This is a genomic window from Planobispora rosea (genome assembly GCF_014648175.1).
Taxonomy (GTDB): domain Bacteria; phylum Actinomycetota; class Actinomycetes; order Streptosporangiales; family Streptosporangiaceae; genus Planobispora; species Planobispora rosea.
Genome location: NZ_BMQP01000007.1, coordinates 64,842 through 80,606, shown reverse-complemented (window position 1 = coordinate 80,606; position 15,765 = coordinate 64,842). Strand labels below are relative to the sequence as shown.

Annotated in this window: 17 protein-coding genes; 13 read left to right on the top strand and 4 right to left on the bottom strand. The window is 72.0% G+C overall.

Features of this window, described 5'->3' with window-relative positions; all coding sequences use genetic code 11:
* Window positions 1-18 precede the first annotated feature (18 nt).
* The 4 genes from IEZ08_RS09120 (at window position 19) to IEZ08_RS09105 (ending at window position 5,191) form a co-directional block, all read left to right on the top strand.
* Window positions 19-999, top strand: coding sequence for a zinc metalloprotease (locus IEZ08_RS09120; protein WP_229803005.1), 981 nt, complete (start codon window positions 19-21; stop codon window positions 997-999).
* Entirely contained in the window at window positions 996-2,384 is a 1,389-nt protein-coding gene (locus IEZ08_RS09115; RefSeq protein WP_068921686.1) for an MFS transporter, read from the top strand. The genes IEZ08_RS09120 and IEZ08_RS09115 overlap by 4 nt, the downstream gene beginning before the upstream one ends.
* Before the next feature lie 101 nt (window positions 2,385-2,485).
* Window positions 2,486-3,208 (top strand): hypothetical protein, encoded by a 723-nt coding sequence (locus IEZ08_RS09110; protein WP_189241988.1) that lies wholly within the window; start codon window positions 2,486-2,488, stop codon window positions 3,206-3,208.
* Between the two features lie 231 nt (window positions 3,209-3,439).
* Entirely contained in the window at window positions 3,440-5,191 is a 1,752-nt protein-coding gene (locus tag IEZ08_RS09105) for a DEAD/DEAH box helicase (protein WP_084779626.1), read from the top strand.
* 28 nt (window positions 5,192-5,219) lie between these two features.
* On the opposite strand, the gene IEZ08_RS09100 is transcribed toward IEZ08_RS09105, so the two are convergent.
* The 3 genes from IEZ08_RS09100 to IEZ08_RS09090 form a co-directional block, all read right to left on the bottom strand.
* Entirely contained in the window at window positions 5,220-5,804 is a 585-nt protein-coding gene (locus IEZ08_RS09100; RefSeq protein WP_189241987.1) for a hypothetical protein, read from the bottom strand.
* Between the two features lie 208 nt (window positions 5,805-6,012).
* Window positions 6,013-6,582, bottom strand: a complete 570-nt coding sequence (locus IEZ08_RS09095; protein ID WP_068921689.1) for a nicotinamidase — start codon at window positions 6,580-6,582, stop codon at window positions 6,013-6,015.
* 4 nt (window positions 6,583-6,586) lie between these two features.
* Entirely contained in the window at window positions 6,587-7,870 is a 1,284-nt protein-coding gene (locus IEZ08_RS09090) for a nicotinate phosphoribosyltransferase (RefSeq protein ID WP_373294338.1), read from the bottom strand.
* 84 nt (window positions 7,871-7,954) lie between these two features.
* Here IEZ08_RS09090 and clpS point away from each other — a divergent pair, with 84 nt between their 5' ends.
* The 6 genes from clpS (at window position 7,955) to IEZ08_RS09060 (ending at window position 10,815) form a co-directional block, all read left to right on the top strand.
* Window positions 7,955-8,203, top strand: a complete 249-nt coding sequence (gene clpS / locus IEZ08_RS09085; RefSeq protein WP_373294335.1) for an ATP-dependent Clp protease adapter ClpS — start codon at window positions 7,955-7,957, stop codon at window positions 8,201-8,203.
* Between the two features lie 79 nt (window positions 8,204-8,282).
* Complete coding sequence (locus IEZ08_RS09080; RefSeq protein WP_068921692.1) at window positions 8,283-8,807, top strand: DUF2017 domain-containing protein; 525 nt, start codon at window positions 8,283-8,285, stop codon at window positions 8,805-8,807.
* Window positions 8,808-8,828: 21 nt separating this feature from the next.
* Window positions 8,829-9,245 (top strand): M67 family metallopeptidase, encoded by a 417-nt coding sequence (locus IEZ08_RS09075; protein ID WP_068921693.1) that lies wholly within the window; start codon window positions 8,829-8,831, stop codon window positions 9,243-9,245.
* Between the two features lie 98 nt (window positions 9,246-9,343).
* A complete protein-coding gene (locus tag IEZ08_RS09070) occupies window positions 9,344-9,481 on the top strand; it encodes a hypothetical protein (protein ID WP_176728405.1) in 138 nt (45 codons plus the stop codon).
* Window positions 9,482-9,565: 84 nt separating this feature from the next.
* Window positions 9,566-9,844 carry a MoaD/ThiS family protein gene (locus IEZ08_RS09065; RefSeq protein ID WP_068921694.1) on the top strand — a complete coding sequence of 93 codons (279 nt, stop codon included), beginning with the start codon at window positions 9,566-9,568 and terminating at the stop codon, window positions 9,842-9,844.
* Between the two features lie 23 nt (window positions 9,845-9,867).
* The gene (locus tag IEZ08_RS09060; protein WP_068921695.1) at window positions 9,868-10,815 is read left to right on the top strand and encodes a PLP-dependent cysteine synthase family protein; all 948 of its coding nucleotides are present in this window, start codon (window positions 9,868-9,870) and stop codon (window positions 10,813-10,815) included.
* A 127-nt stretch (window positions 10,816-10,942) separates the two neighbouring features.
* Here the strand turns inward: IEZ08_RS09060 and IEZ08_RS09055 are convergent, their stop codons facing one another.
* A complete protein-coding gene (locus tag IEZ08_RS09055; protein WP_068921696.1) occupies window positions 10,943-12,829 on the bottom strand; it encodes a DUF3352 domain-containing protein in 1,887 nt (628 codons plus the stop codon).
* A gap of 308 nt (window positions 12,830-13,137) precedes the next feature.
* Between IEZ08_RS09055 and IEZ08_RS09050 the strand changes: the two genes are divergently transcribed.
* The 3 genes from IEZ08_RS09050 to IEZ08_RS09040 all read left to right on the top strand — a co-directional run bounded on the left by IEZ08_RS09050 (window position 13,138) and on the right by IEZ08_RS09040 (window position 15,760).
* Window positions 13,138-13,929 carry a thioesterase family protein gene (locus IEZ08_RS09050; protein ID WP_068921697.1) on the top strand — a complete coding sequence of 264 codons (792 nt, stop codon included), beginning with the start codon at window positions 13,138-13,140 and terminating at the stop codon, window positions 13,927-13,929.
* A gap of 116 nt (window positions 13,930-14,045) precedes the next feature.
* A complete protein-coding gene (gene murI / locus IEZ08_RS09045; RefSeq protein ID WP_068921698.1) occupies window positions 14,046-14,894 on the top strand; it encodes a glutamate racemase in 849 nt (282 codons plus the stop codon).
* A gap of 113 nt (window positions 14,895-15,007) precedes the next feature.
* On the top strand, window positions 15,008-15,760 hold the full coding sequence (locus IEZ08_RS09040; protein ID WP_068921699.1) for an MBL fold metallo-hydrolase: 753 nt from the start codon (window positions 15,008-15,010) through the stop codon (window positions 15,758-15,760).
* The last annotated feature ends 5 nt before the right edge of the window (window positions 15,761-15,765 follow it).

Here is a 15,765-nt window from a genome sequence, read left to right as displayed (position 1 = left end):
TGATTTATCGGGGGATTCATGTTCGCGCGCCCGTTCGCCGCGGTCTCGGCTGCCGTGGTCTCAACTGCCATGGTCTCGTCATGCCTGTCGTCGGTGGGCGCGTCGCACACCTCGGACGTCGCGTCCGCCTCGCCGTCCGTACCGGCCCCGAAGGCGGCCTCCGCCGTTTCCGGTGAGTGCCCGCAGGCCGCGCGGATCGCGGGCCGGGGGCCGGGCCGGGGTCCCGAGCCGCACGCGCCCGGACCCGCGCAGGTCGCCGAGCTGATCGCCGACCTGGACGCGCGCAGGCCGGCGCTGCGCCTGGCGGACCGGGCGCCGCTCACCATCCCCACCTGGGTACATGTGATCACCGATGGCCCCCGGGGCGCCTCCGACAGCGCCGTGCGCGAGCAGCTGGCCGTGCTCGACGCCGCCTACGGCGGACGGACCGGAGGCGCCGACACCGGCATCCGCTTCCGGCTCGCCGGCCTGACCAGGACGGAGAATCCGGCCTGGTTCCGCGACCCGCTCTCCCACGAGCGGGCGATGAAGCAGATGCGCCGGGGCGGCGCCGAGACGCTCAACCTCTACGTCGCCCAGCTCGGCAGGCTGGTACTCGGCTACTCCACCTACCCGCACCAGTACGCCGACGACCCCGTGCTGGACGGCGTGGTCGTCGACTGGCGCAGCCTGCCGGGCGGTTCGCTGCGCGACTTCGACCGGGGCTACACCGGGGTCCACGAGATCGGCCACTGGCTCGGCCTGCTGCACACCTTCGAGAACGGCTGCCTGGAGCCCGGGGACGCGGTCGCCGACACCCCGCCCGAGGCGCACCCCACCCAGGGCTGCCCGGCGGGAAAGGACACCTGCCCCGGGAACGGCAGGGATCCGATCCACAACTTCATGGACTACTCCGCCGACGCCTGTATGTCGGAGTTCACCGCGGGGCAGTCACTGCGCATGCGAGAGGCCTGGGCCGTGTACCGGGAGACGAATACGGACATTACCCTTGACAGGTGACAGCACCGAAGACGCTTGACGCTCCATACCGACCTCCCCGGATCTTCGGCCCTCGCTACCGGACGGCCTCACTCGGCATCCTGCTGGTCGTCACTCTGATCGCCTTCGAGGGCATGTCCATCGGTGCGGTCATGCCCGCGGCCTCCGCGGATCTCAAAGCGCTCAACCTGTACGGCATGAGCTTCTCGGCGTTCCTGATCGCCGGGCTGTTCGCCAACGTGGCCGCCGGGCTCTGGTCCGACCGGCGGGGGCACGCGGTGCCGTTCCTGCTCGGCGTGGGCCTGTTCACGGCGGGCATGGCGCTGGCGGGCGCGGCCTGGTCCAAGGAGGTGTTCATCGCCTCCCGGGCCGTCCAGGGGCTGGGCGGCGGGTTCGCCATCGTCGCGATCTACGTCATGATCGCCCGGGTCTACGCCCCCGACGCCAGACCCAAGATCTTCGCCGCGCTCTCGGCCGCCTGGGTGCTGCCCGCGTTGATCGGACCCGGTGTCGGCGGGTTCATCGCCGAGACGGTCGGCTGGCGCTGGGTCTTCTACGGAATCGTCCCGCTGGTGATCCCCGCCCTGGTGATGCTGCTGCCCGCGCTGCGCGGCGGCGAGGGCGAGGCGCCCGTCCCCGGCACCGGGCCCCGCTCCAGGCCGGTGCCGATGACCCTGGCGGCGCTGGGGGCGGCGGTCGGCGCCGCGGTACTGCTCTACGGGGCCGACCGGCTGCACACCCACCCGGTGTCCGGCGGGATCACGACCGCGGCGGGGCTGGCCGTACTGGCCGCCGGGCTGCCCCGGCTGCTGCCGCCGAGGGCGCTGCGCTTCGGGCGGGGCCTGCCCACCACGGTCATGATGCGCGGAGTCCTGGGCGGGGCCTTCTTCGGGGTCAACGCCTTCATCCCGCTGGTGCTCCAGGAGGAGTTCGGCTTCGACCTCACCAAGGCGGGGGTCGCGCTCACCGTCGGCGCCCTGGGCTGGAGCAGCGGCTCCTACCTGCAGGCGCGTCATGACTGGGACCGCTCCAGGCTGGTACGGTTCGGCGCCGCCGCGGTCACCGCGGGCATCCTGCTGACCCTGCTCGCGTTCGTCCCAGGGATGACCGGATGGATCATGGCTCCCGCCTGGATGGTCGCCGGGCTCGGCATGGGCGTCGGCATGCCGAGCGTGAGCATCACCACGATGCGCCAGTCGCCCGACGACGAACAGGGCGCGAACTCCGCGGCGCTCCAGGTCATCGACACCCTGGGCAGCTCGCTGACCATCGGCTTCGGCGGCGTGCTGGTCAACCTGATCGGCCATGACGACATCGCCACCGGCTACACCGCGATCGTCGCCATGACGGCGGCCGTGGGGGTGCTCGGGATGGTCGTCGCGGGCCGGATGCGGGACGTCTCCTGACCGGGCCGGCCGTCCGCCCATACCGATGATCGCCTATGGCCGGATCGCCCCCGCGGAGTCATGGTAGGACGGGAAGGCCGTGACCGCCGGGAGGAGGCCCCGTGGACGAACCCCCGCCCCGGGCACGGCCGCCCGCGGCCCCCGGATGGGCCGGGCGGGCGGGGCGGCCCGCGTCGCCCGCCGAGGAGGACCTGCCTCCCTCGGCCCGCTGGTACGGCACACCCGCCGCTCCCTCCCGGCACCGGATCCCCCGCGGTCTCCGCCGTCCCCTGCTCGGCCTGCTCGCCCTGGCGGTGTGCGCCGGGGCCGTCGCGGGCGCCGTCCTCCTGGTGGTCCGGGTGGTGTCCGCACCCCCTCCGCCCGCCCGCGTGGCCGACCCGGCCGCGGGCGTCGGCTACCCCCTGCCCGCCGGATGGCGGCAGGGCGCGCTGCCCCCGGTCACCGGGTTCACCTCGGCGGCGGGGAACGGCCGGGACGTGACGGTGATGGTCAGGCCCGGAGAACCGGCCGCCGACCCGCGTGAGGCCGCCGACCCGCGTGAGGCCGTGACCGGGCTCGCCGACCTGTACAGCAGGCTGCTGCTGCACGGCGACGAGGTGGAGGTCGAGGACGACCGGGCGGTCGCCGCGGGCGGGTGGACCGGGCACAGCCGTACCCTCCGGGCGGAGTACCGCGACGTGGTGAACCGCCCGGCCTATCTGCGTGTGGTGCTTCTCACCGGGCCGGGCGGGGACCCGGTCGTCGTGGTCGCGGTGGCCGAGTCGGACGATCCGCGGGTGCGCGGGGAGATCGACCAGGTGATCGCGGGGATCCGCCGGGAGTGACGGCGGCGCGGCGGGACGGGCGGCGACGCCGGTGCCGTGCGGCGGGCCGTCGTACGGCACCGGGAGGCCCCCGATCCGGAGCGGCCGCCTTGACGGAGATCTCGCATGATCGGCACGTCTTGTCGGTGTCGGCGATTACGCTGGAGCAATTGTGAGTGAGCGAAGCGAGCGAGCCATCAGACACAGCGGTGCCGTGAAGGCCTCGACGGGTCGTCGGGCGAGGAGGGACGGGTGAGCACTTCCGCCGCGTCCCACCTGTCGCCCTCCTACCCCGACAGGGCCGCCTGGGGCACCGCCCCGAAGCTGCGCGCGTGGCAGCAGGAGGCCTTCGACCTCTACTGCAGGCGCGAGCCCCGCGACTTCCTCGCGGTCGCCACGCCGGGCGCGGGCAAGACGACCTTCGCGCTGCGGATCGCGAGCGACCTGCTGTCCCGGGGGGTCGTCCGGGCGGTGACCGTCGTGACCCCCACCGAGCACCTCAAGCGGCAATGGGCGGACGCCGCGGGCCGGGTCGGCATCCCGATCGACCCCGAGTTCAAGAACAGCCAGGGCGCGACCTCGCGCGACTACATCGGCGTGGCGGTCACCTACGCCCAGGTCTCGATGCACCCGGCGCTGCACCGCGCCCGCACCGAGGCGCGCAAGACGCTCATCATCTTCGACGAGATCCACCACGCGGGCGACGCCAAGGCGTGGGGCGACGGCGTGCGGGAGGCGTTCGAGCCCGCCGCCCGGCGCCTGGCGCTGACCGGCACGCCGTTCCGGTCCGACGTCAACCCGATCCCGTTCGTGACCTACGCCGAGGACGGCGAGGGCGTGCGGCGCAGCGTCTCCGACTACTCCTACGGGTACGGCCCGGCGCTGGCCGACGGCGTCGTCCGGCCGGTCATCTTCCTGGCCTACGCCGGTGAGATGCGCTGGCGGACGCGCGCCGGGGACGAGATCGCCGCGACACTCGGCACCCCGCTCACCAAGGACCAGCTCGGCCAGGCGTGGAAGGCCGCGCTCGATCCCAAGGGCGACTGGATCCGGCAGGTGCTGCACGCGGCCGACCGACGCCTGTCGGAGGTGCGCAAGGGCGTGCCCGACGCGGGCGGCCTGGTGATCGCCACCGACCATGAGACGGCCCGCGCCTACGCCCGGCACCTGCGGGCGATCACCGGGGAGGGCGCCACGGTCGTGCTCTCCGACGACCCCGAGGCGTCCAAGAAGATCAAGCAGTTCTCGGCCTCGCAGGACCGCTGGCTGGTCGCGGTCCGGATGGTCTCCGAGGGCGTCGACATCCCCCGCCTGGCCGTCGGGGTCTACGCCACGAGCACCTCGACGCCGCTGTTCTTCGCCCAGGCCGTCGGCCGCTTCGTCCGGGCCCGCAAGCGCGGCGAGTTCGCCTCGGTGTTCCTGCCGTCCGTGCCCAACCTGATGGGCCTGGCCGGGGAGATGGAGGCCGAGCGCGACCACGTGCTCGACCGCAAGCTGCCCGAGGAGGGGCTCGACGACTTCCTCGTCGAGGACGCCAACCGGAAGAAGGACAACCCGGACGTCGTCGGCGACGAGCTGCCGTTCGAGACCCTGGAGGCGGTCGCGACCTTCGACCGGGTGCTGTTCGACGGCGGCGAGTTCGGCGCCGCGGCCGAGCCCGGCTCACCGGAGGAGGAGGACTTCCTCGGCCTGCCCGGCCTGCTGGAGCCCGACCAGGTCCGGACCCTGCTGAGCAAGCGCCAGTCCGAGCAGCTCAAGGCCAAACGGAAGGCGCCCGAGCCCGGGGAGTCCCGGCTCGCCCCGCACGAGCAGCTCGCCAACCTCCGCCGGGAGCTCAACGGCCTGGTCGGCGCGTGGAACCACCGCACCGGCCAGCCGCACGGCGTCATCCACGCCGAGCTCCGCCGCGCCTGCGGCGGCCCCGCCATCGCGCAGGCCACCGCCGAGCAGGTCCAGGAGCGGATCGACAAGATCCGGGCCTGGGCCACCCAGCGCTCCCGCTGACCGGGCCGGGTCAGCGCAGGGCGACGGGTCAGCGCAGGGCGATGGGGCGGCCGGTGCGGCCGTCGACGGTGGTGAGACCGGCCCCGCCGGGCAGCGGCGGGGCGATGCGGACCCGCGCGGACGCCACTCCGTCCGACACGGTCACCGGGACCGTGCGGGCACCGGGGGACGGGGGACCGTCCGGCCCTCCGGACAACCACACCTTGATCCGGTGGTTCCGGTGGCGGAGGACGACGCTCGCGGTCGCGCACTCGTCCGGCGCGGCCGTCCAGGAGAGGGTCACGGCCCGGACCCCGTTCTCGCGCGTGATCAGCTCCGCCCGCTCGGGAACGGGAGGCCGGCCGAGGCAGGGGACCGCCGTCCCGGTGAACGGCGCGGAGCCCATGGAGCCGATGGAGTCCCCGGAGCCGATGGGGTCCGTGGAGCCCGCGGAGCCCGGCGCGGGCTGGGCGAGCGGCGTCCGGGGCCGGGCTCCGGCGTCGAGCCAGATCGTGGCCGCCTCCAGCCCCGTGAGCGCGAGCAGCGCGCCCGCCCGGGTCAGGCCGCGGCCCCGGACCAGGAACCACAGGCACGCAGGGGCCAGGACCAACCACAGGACGCCGAGCAGGAGCATGGGGTCACCACCGCGAGTATGAGGATGTCGACTGTCCGTCATACTCCGGTCGCGACGCGCGGTGGCCCCGTTTGCCGCTTGATTGACGGCGGCTGGCCGATCGGATACCCGGCCCGGGGGCGGGCGTGCCCCGCGGATCCTCCGTGCCGCCGCGATCGGCGCGGCGGAGGTCCGGGAGACATCCTCGACGGACGACCGGGAGACACCCTCAACGGACGACCGGGGCGCCGGCCAGGACGACCCCGGCGGAGTCGAGCTCGGCGAGGGCCGCCTCGGTGGTCTCGCGGGCGACACCGGCCGTCAGGTCCAGCGGCACCCGGACGGCCAGGCCGTTCTGGACCGCGTCCAGCGCGGTGGCGCGCACACAGTGGTCGGTGGCGATGCCGACGACGTCCACGGCGTGCACCCCCCGCGCGGCGAGCCATTCGCCCAGGCCGGTCCCGTCGGGGGAGGAGCCCTCGAAGCCGCTGTAGGCGGCCGAGTGGGCGCCCTTGCTGAACACCTCCTCGACGCGGCCGGTGTCGAAGGCGGGGTGGAACTCGGCGCCGGGGGTCCCGGCCACGCAGTGCGCGGGCCAGGAGAGCACGAAGTCGGGTTCAGCGGCGAAGTGGTCGCCGGGATCGATGTGGTAGTCACGGGTGGCCACGACGTGGTCGTACCCGTGCGAGGCGACGTGCCGGGAGATCGCGGCGGCGACCTCGGCGCCGCCGTTCACCGCGAGGCTGCCGCCCTCGCAGAAGTCGTTCTGGACATCGACGATGATCAGCGCGGTTGCCATGGGCTCAGTCAAACACGGTCGGCAGCGCCACGTCGCCCCGGGAGAGCTGGTGGGCGACGGCCGGGAGCTCCGCGAAGGCGCGGCGGTGCCGGGCGCGGGCGTCGGCCAGGCTCTCCCGTCCCACGATCTCGCCGTCGCGGACCAGCTCGGCCTGGAGCGGGCGGGCCCCGTCCGGGGCGGTACCGGAGGTGAGGACCAGCTCGGCGACCGCCGTACCGTTCTCGTCGAGCTCGCGGAACGCCTCCTTGCGGCCACCCCGGCTCGGCTTGCCCACCGACTTCTTGGCCACCGGGCGCATGACGCCGGAGGCGTCCTCGCGGGCGACGAGCTTGTAGACGAGCGCCGCGGTGGGTGAGCCCGAACCGGTGACCAGGGAGGTTCCGACGCCGTAGCCGTCCACCGGGGCGGCGGCCAGAGCCGCGATGGCGTGCTCGTCGAGGTCGCTGGTGACCAGGATGCGGGTACGGTGCGCGCCCAGCGCGTCGAGCTGCGCGCGCACCTCGTGGGCCGCCTCGGTCAGGTCGCCGGAGTCGAGCCGGACCGCGCCCAGCTCCGGTCCGGCGAGCTCCACCGCGGTCCGCACGGCCTGCGCCACGTCGTAGGTGTCCACCAGGAGCGTGGTGCCCGTGCCGAGCGCGGCGAGCTGGGCCTCGAACGCCTGCTCCTCCGAGTCGTGCAGGAGCGTGAACGCGTGGGCCGCGGTCCCCGTGGTGGGCAGGCCGTACACGCGGCCGGCCATCAGGTTCGAGGTGGCGGCGAACCCGGCCAGGTAGGCGGCGCGGGCGGCGGACAGCGCGGCCATCTCGTGGGTGCGCCGCGAGCCCATCTCGATGAGGGGCCGCTCCCCGGCGGCGTGGACCATCCGGGAGGCCGCGGTGGCGATGGCGCAGTCGTGGTTGAAGATCGACAGGATCAGCGTCTCCAGGAGTACGGCCTCGGCGAACGTGCCCTCCACGGTCATGATGGGGGAACCGGGGAAGTAGCACTCGCCCTCGCGGTAGCCGTACACCCGGCCGGAGAACCGGTAGGAGGCCAGGAAGTCCAGGGTGGGGTCGTCCACCACCCGGTTGTCCCGGAGGAAGGCGAGCTCCTCCTCACCGAACCGGAAGCGCTCCAGCGCGTCCAGCACCCGGCCGGTCCCGGCCACCACCCCGTACCGCCGGGCCCCGGGGAGCCGCCGGGCGAACACCTCGAACACCGCCCGTCGCGAGGCGGCGCCGCTCCGCAGCGCGGCCTGCACCATCGTCAGCTCATAGTGATCTGTCAGCAACGCCGCGCTCATGGTCATCGTCACGAGTCGAAGACTAAGCCCGGCGTAGGGCAGACTGGGGATGTGGGTAGCACTGCTCCGACGGAGGTCGAGCGTCCATCGATGGATGTCCGGCCCGATCTGCCGTGGCTGACCGTTGTCTGGAACGATCCGGTCAACCTGATGTCATATGTCACGTATGTCTTCCAGACCGTCTTCGGCTACTCCCGGGAGAAGGCAGAGAAGCTGATGCTCGACGTGCACCACAAGGGCAAGGCCGTGGTCTCCAGCGGCACACGCGAGGAGATGGAGCGCGACGTTCAGATCATGCACTCCTACGGCCTGTGGGCCACCGTGCAGAAGCAGTCGTGAACCCCGGGGGCGGAGACCGTGGCGGGAACGGCGGCGAAGGGAACGCGGTGAGCGGCGGGCGAGGGCCGGTGGGCGGCCGATGAGCAGCGGGTTCAAGCCGGGGCCCGGAGGCGGGGTGATCGCCCGCTTCGACGCGGCGGAGATCTCGGTCCTGAGGTCGCTGCTGTCGCAGATCCTCGAACTGGTCGAGCCGGGCCCGACCGGCGACGACCCGCTGGAGCGCGCCCTCGGCATCGGCCCGTCCGAGCAGCCCACCGATCCGGTGCTGGCCCGGCTGTTCCCCTCGGCCTACGAGGACCACGAGCAGTCGGCGGAATTCCGCCGCTACACCGAGGCGACCCTGCGCGAGGGCAAGCGGGCCGACGCGCGGACCATGCTCGACAGCGCCCTGCCGGGCGAGGTGGAGCTCACCCAGGAGCAGGCGCAGGCGTGGATGCGGGCGCTGAACGACGTGCGGCTCGCGCTCGGCACCCGGCTGGAGGTGGACGAGGAGGTCCACGACGAGATCGCCGCGATGGCCGAGGACGACCCCCGCTATCCGGCGTACGTCACCTACGACTGGCTGACCTACCTCCAGGACACCCTGGTCCGCGCCCTCTGGTAGGCCCTTTGGTAGCTTCCAGACATGTTGACGATCTCGCAGGAACTGGTTGAGAAGATCATCGCGCACGCCCGGGCGGACCACCCGGACGAGGCCTGTGGAGTGATCGCGGGCCCCGAGGGTTCGGACACCCCCGTCCGGTTCATTCCGATGGAGAACGCCGAGCGTTCGCCCACCTTCTACCGGTTCGACTCCATGGAACAGCTCCGGGTCTGGCGCGAGATGGACGACCGGGACGAGGAGCCGGTGGTCATCTACCACTCCCACACCTCCACCGAGGCATACCCCTCGCGCACCGACATCAGCTACGCCTCCGAGCCGAACGCCCACTACGTGCTGGTCTCCACCCGCGAGGAGCTGGAGGAGAACGTGGAGCTGCGGTCCTACCGCATCGTCGACGGGGTGGTGACCGAGGAGGAGGTCACGATCACGCAGGTGTGATGCCCGGCGCCCGGGTGTGATGTCCGGCGCCCGGGTGTGATGTCCGGCACGTGATACGGCCGTGGGAGACAAGAATCCGATTGGGTAAACTGACCGTCATGCAGACCTCCGATCCGACCCACGAGGACGTCGCGTGCGCGCGTCCCGGTGCCCGGGTCCGGCGGGCGGGTCTCGCACCCGTGCAGAACTTCCTGTTCGGGCACACCCCCTTCTCCGTCGTCTACGACTGTCGCTGACCGGCGGTCCTGGAATCCTCTCTCTCCCCCCGGTGTTCTGATCCGGTGGGCGATCCCCCGACGACATAAGGAGACTGACCCGCGATGGCCATCGAGGTTCGCATTCCGACCATCCTGCGCACCTACACCGACGGCGCGAAGGCCGTGGACGCGCAGGGCGCCACGCTGCAGGAGCTGATCGGTGATCTGGAGTCCCGCCACCCGGGCCTGCAGGAGCGCCTGGTCGACCAGGGCGCGCTGCGCCGCTTCGTGAACGTCTACCTGAACGACGAGGACGTCCGTTTCCTCGGCGGCCTGGAGACCCCGGTGTCCGACGGCGACACCGTGACCGTGCTGCCCGCCGTGGCCGGCGGCTCCCGCTGACAGGGCGTGGAGAGCATTTCCCCATGCGTTTCGAATCGCTGATCGACTCGGTCGGCCGCACCCCCCTGGTCGGCCTGCCCCGCCTGTCGCCCTCCGGGGACGTGCGGGTCTGGGCCAAGCTCGAGGACCGCAACCCGACCGGCTCGATCAAGGACCGGCCCGCGCTCTGGATGATCGAGCAGGCCGAGAAGGACGGGCTGCTCCGGCCCGGCTGCACGATCCTGGAGCCCACCAGCGGCAACACCGGCATCTCGCTGGCGATGTCCGCCAAGCTCAAGGGCTACAAGCTGATCTGCGTGATGCCGGAGAACACCTCCGAGGAGCGCCGTCAGCTGCTGCGCATGTGGGGAGCGGAGATCATCTCCTCCCCGGCGGCGGGCGGCTCCAACGAGGCGGTCCGGGTGGCCAAGGGCCTCGCCGCCGAGAACCCGTCCTGGGTGATGCTCTACCAGTACGGCAACCCCGCCAACTGGCGTTCCCACTACGAGACGACCGGGCCGGAGATCCTGGCGGACCTGCCGACGGTCACCCACTTCGTCGCCGGTCTCGGCACCACCGGCACCCTGATGGGCGTCGGCCGGTTCCTGCGCGAGCAGGTCCCCGACGTCAAGATCGTCGCGGCCGAGCCGCGCTACGGCGAGCTGGTCTACGGCCTGCGCAACGTGGACGAGGGGTTCATCCCCGAGCTCTACGACCCCGAGGTGCTGACCACGCGCTTCTCCGTCTCCTCCGGGGACGCCCTGCGCAGGACACGGGAGCTGCTGGCCGCCGAGGGCATCTTCGCCGGCGTCTCCACCGGGGCCGCGCTGCACGCGGCCCTCGGCATGGCGGCCAAGGCGGTCAAGGCCGGGGAACGGGCCGACATCGTGTTCGTGGTGGCGGACGGCGGCTGGAAGTACCTGTCCACCGGCGCCTACGAGGGCACTCTGGACGAGGCCGAGGAGCGGCTGGAAGGGCAGCTCTGGGCCTGAGCCCGGCATCCCCGCCGAAGACCCGGGCCGACCCCGGGCCGGCGCACGGACGAAAAGGGGGCGGGCGCCCCGTCGGGACGCCCGCCCTCTTCGTGTTTGCGGCCCCACCGTCGGTGGGCCCCATCCGTCAGTTGAACAGCAGCCGCATGGAGAAGTCCGCGTTGCCGCCGTCCTGGGAGCCGCTGATGCCGACGGCCCGCAGGACCTGGAGATTGGCCTTCTCGTCGCCCTGGAGGTTCTCGAGGTAGAACTTCTCGATCTTGTCGAGGTCCACGTAGGCGGCGAAGGTCGCGTCGGCGGCGTTCGGGACGGCGAGCTGGAAGCTCTCGCTGTCGGCCAGGCTGCCGTCCTTGGCGAGCTCGGCCGCGTAGGCCTGGTCGCTGGCCAGGACGAGGACGCCGTCGCCGGGCACCTTGGCGATCTGCGGGACGGCGGTCCCGCTGTCGGCGAGGAACTTCTCGATCTTGCCGACGACCTCCTGGGCCTTGGCCGGGTCGGTGGCGATCCGCGCGCCGAACTTGGGCGCGTTGGCGTCGAGGCCGTTGGAGTCCAGGGCCAGGGTGAGGTTGGTGCCGAGCAGGGTCTGCAGGTCGGCGGGGAGCGCCAGACCGTACTTCTGCTGGGCCTGGTCGACGAACTGCTGGAAGGTCTGGTCGCCGCCCTGACCGGCCATCTTCGTCAGCTCGGCCCACTGCTTGCTGATCGCCTCGCCGAGTCCGGAGACGGAGACCGCCGCGGCGGTGGAGGCCGGCAGGTCGCCGATCCGGGAGGGCTCGGCGTCGCCCATGCCGAGGTCCTGGGCGCCACGGGTGACGCCGGCGATCTCGACGTAGTTGCCGTCGAAGCGGAGCGCCGCGGCCACGCGGACGTTCTTGATCTTGGCGAGGGTGGCCGGGTCCTGGCTGGCCAGGTCGGGGACGAGCTCGGCGACCTTGCCCGCGTCCATCCAGAGGGACAGGACGCCGGGCTCGCCGAGGTCGCTCTGGTCGGCGGTGAAGTTGGCGTTCTCCGACAGCGGCGCGGCGGTGACGGCCTTGTCGGCCTCGGCCTGGGTCGGGGTGATCAGCGCGTAGTCCTCACGGAACGCGATGCCGTACTTCTCCCCGCCCATCAGCTTGGCGATCCCGGCCTTGGCCTTGTCCTGGTCGGTGACCTGGACGGCGACCACGATGCCGGGCTCCTCGCCGCTCTTGGCCGGCGGGAGGAAGGCCGCGCCGACGCGGGAGCCGAGCCACGGCTCGATGTCGGCGGCGTAGTCCACCTTGCTCAGGTCCTCATTGTCCTTCTTGACCATGTCGAAGAAGGACTTGCGCGGGTCGTCGCCGGTGAAGGAGTCCTTGGTGACGGTGAACTTCTTGGCGATCTCGTACAGCGCCAGCTTCTGGTTCGCGGCCGGGTCGAGGTCGATCCGGGCGTAACCGAAGGCGGTCCCGGGGAGCACCTGCTCGGGCTGGGTGCCGCCACCGCTGAGCAGGTTGACCGCGTAGTACCCGCCGCCGCCCAGCAGGGCCACCACGAGCGCGGAGACCACCGCGATGACCCAGCCCTTGCCGCCCTTGCGCCGGGGTGCGGCGGGCGGCTGCCCGGAGCCCAGGAAGTCGGGGCCGCTCTGCTGCCATCCGGGCTGCTGGTTGTAGGCCTGCTGGCCGTACGCCTGCTGCCCGTAGGGCTGCTGGGGCTGCTGGCCGTAGGGCTGCTGTGCCTGCTGACCGTAGGGGGAGGACTGCTGGCCGTACGCATGCTGCCCGTAGGGCTGCTGGGGCTGCTGGCCGTAGGGCTGCTGCGCCTGCTGACCGTAGGGGGAGGAAGGCTGCTGGTATCCGCCCTGCTGGGGGTGTCCGGGCTGGCCCTGCGGGTAGCCGCCGCCCTGGGACGGATAGCCCCCCGGCTGGGGGTAGGCCTGGGTGTGCGGCTGGTCGTGCTGCTGCGCACCCTCGTTCCGACGGTAAGCGATCGTCCGGTCGGGCTGCGCGCCCGGCGGGGGGAACTGGTCGGGGGGATTGTTGGCAGACATGCTCACTCACAATGTGGACTTCGCGGATAGGAAGAAGCTAGTGCATGTTTCTAGCGAACGACTTGCAACGAACTAACTGTGCGCTTGGGGCGTCTAATGGGGAATCGCCCCTGCTTCTAGCCCCCATGAGGATATGTGGCGCATAGCACCTAGGAAGGGGAAAGAAGGGTAAAGTCTAACCACTAGAATAAGGTTCGGTACGGTGTTCCGGAGACATGCCCGGATCCGGACCCGGGCGGGAGGACGCGGCGGCCGTACGGCGCCGCAGCCGTCCCCGCCGCCGGACAGCGCGAGCCAGTGGGGAGCAGATGACGAAGTTCGACGAGGCGACGCAGGCGATCCGGGTGGACGAGACCACCTACGACGTGTGCCTGGATCCCGGCTACTCCATCGGCGGGCCGCTCAACGGCGGTTACCTGATGGCCGCGATCCTGCGCGCCGTCGTGGACGCCTCCCCGCACGAGCACCCGGTGACCACCAGCGCGCAGTTCCTGCGCGCGCCCCAGCCGGGACCGGCCCGGGTACGGCTGGAGCAGATCAAGACCGGCCGCACCGCGACGATGACCCGCGCCACCCTCGTCCAGGGCGACAAGTCCTTCATCGAGACGCTGGTCACCACCGCCACCCTCGCCGACGTGACCCCCGAGTGGACGGACCGGCCGTCGGCCGCCATGCCGCCCGTCGGGGAGTGCGTCAAGCTGCCCGACCCCAAGCCCGAGTCGAACATGACGTTCAACGCCCAGATCGACATGGCGTTCGACCCGCCCACCATCGGCTGGCTCACCGGCAACCCCACCGGCCGCCCCGAGAGCCGCGCCTACTTCCGGATGGCCGAGCCGCAGGACCCCGATCCCTACGTCCTCGCCCTGGCGGTGGACGCGCTTCCGCCGGTGGTCTTCTCCGCCGGAGCCCGCGGCTGGGCCCCGACCGTGGACCTCACCTGGCACCTGCGCGCGCTGCCCGCCCCCGGCTGGCTCACCCTCCTGGGCAGCGGCCGGATGATCAGCGACGGCTGGTTCGACGAGGAGGTCGAGGTCTGGGACTCCGCCGGCCGGCTCGTCGCCCAGTCCCGTCAGCTGGCCCGCGTCGGCCGGGGCTGAACCCGCCGCCCGCGGCGCCGTCACCCCTGTGGCGCCACGCCATGTGATCGGCGCAACAGGGGTTGTGAGGATTCTTACCGTGAGCGTTCTTCCCAGGTCGCCTACCCTTGGGAACCGTGTCGCAAGCGAGTATCGGAATCTTTGACAGTGGCGTGGGCGGCCTCACGGTGGCCAGGGCGATCATCGACCAGCTTCCCAGCGAGTCGATCTTCTACGTGGCCGACACCGCGCGGCAGCCGTACGGACCCAAGTCCATCGCGCAGGTGCGCTCCTACGCCCTGGAGGTGATGGACCACCTCGTCGAGCACGACGTCAAAATGCTGGTGATCGCCTGCAACAGCGCGAGCGCGGCGGTGCTCCGCGACGCCCGGGAGCGTTACGACGTGCCGGTCGTGGAGGTGATTCAGCCGGCGACCCGCCGGGCCGTGCGGGCCACCCGCAACGGCCGGGTCGGGGTCATCGGGACCAGGGCCACCATCGAGTCGATGGCGTACCAGGACGCCTTCGCCGCCGCGCCCGACATCCGCCTGACCGGGGTGGCCGCACCCCGGCTGGTGGAGTTCGTCGAGCGCGGCGAGACGATGAGCGACGAGCTCATCGACGTCATCCGCGAATACCTGGAGCCCGTACTGAGCGACGGCTGCGACACACTCATCCTGGGCTGCACCCACTACCCTCTGCTCACCGGCGCCATCTCCTACGTCGCGGGTGACGGTGTCACCTTGGTGTCCAGCGCGGACGAGACCGCCAAGGACGTCTTCCGGATCCTGCATGACCGAGGCCTGGCCGCCACCCCCGGCACGCCCCGGCACATGTTCCGCACCACCGGGGACACCGGACTCTTCGCCCAGCTGGGACGGAGGTTCCTCGGCCCGGAGATCCAGGCGGTCGAGCTCGCGGAGCTCCCGGAGCTCGCGGAACTCGCGGCGGCGGGAGGCGCCGCGGGCAACGGGCAGCATCCCTGATCCCGCCTCGGCCGCGAGGGGGCGAGCCGAGGCGTAGCGCCGTACGACAACAGGGCGCGGGGTCACCAGCGCCCGAGCGCGACGCGTGGCGTCGCACCGAACAGGAGGCCGCCGTGAAATTGACGATCGTCGGGTGCTCGGGAAGCTTCCCCGGTCCGGACAGTCCCTCATCCTGCTACCTGCTGGAGGCCGAGGGCTTCCGCATGCTGATCGACTTCGGCAGCGGCGCGCTGGGCGCGCTCCAGCGGCACATCGGCCTCTACGACGTGGACGCCATCTGCCTGTCCCACCTGCACGCCGACCACTGCCTGGACCTGTGCCCCTACCACGTGGTGCGCACCTACTCCCCGGACGGCCCGTTCAGGAAGATCCCGGTCTACGCGCCCGCCGACGCCTCCCGGCGCCTGGCCGCCGCCTACGGCATGCCCGAGGAGCCGGGACTGGAGACGGCCTTCGACTTCGTACGGCTCACGCCCGGCGTCTTCGAGGTCGGGCCCTTCGCGGTGGCCGCCGCCCGGGTGAACCACCCGGTCGAGACCTACGGGTTCCGGATCTCCCACGGCGGCCGGTCGGTGGCCTACTCCGGGGACACCGGGGAGTCCGGCGAGCTGGTCAGGCTTGCGGCCGGAGCCGACGTGATGTTGTGCGAGGCGTCCTACCTCGACGAGCCGGACCTCCCGCGCAACCTGCACCTCAACGGCCGGCAGGCCGCCGAGCACGCCGCCAAGGCGGCCGCGGACACCCTGGTGCTGACCCACCTCGTCCCCTGGTACGACAAGAACCGCATCCTCGAAGACGCCTCCCGGGGCGGTTTCGGCGGGCGCGTCGAGCTGGCGCGGAGCGGGGCGGTATATGACCTAGGGTGATTCCC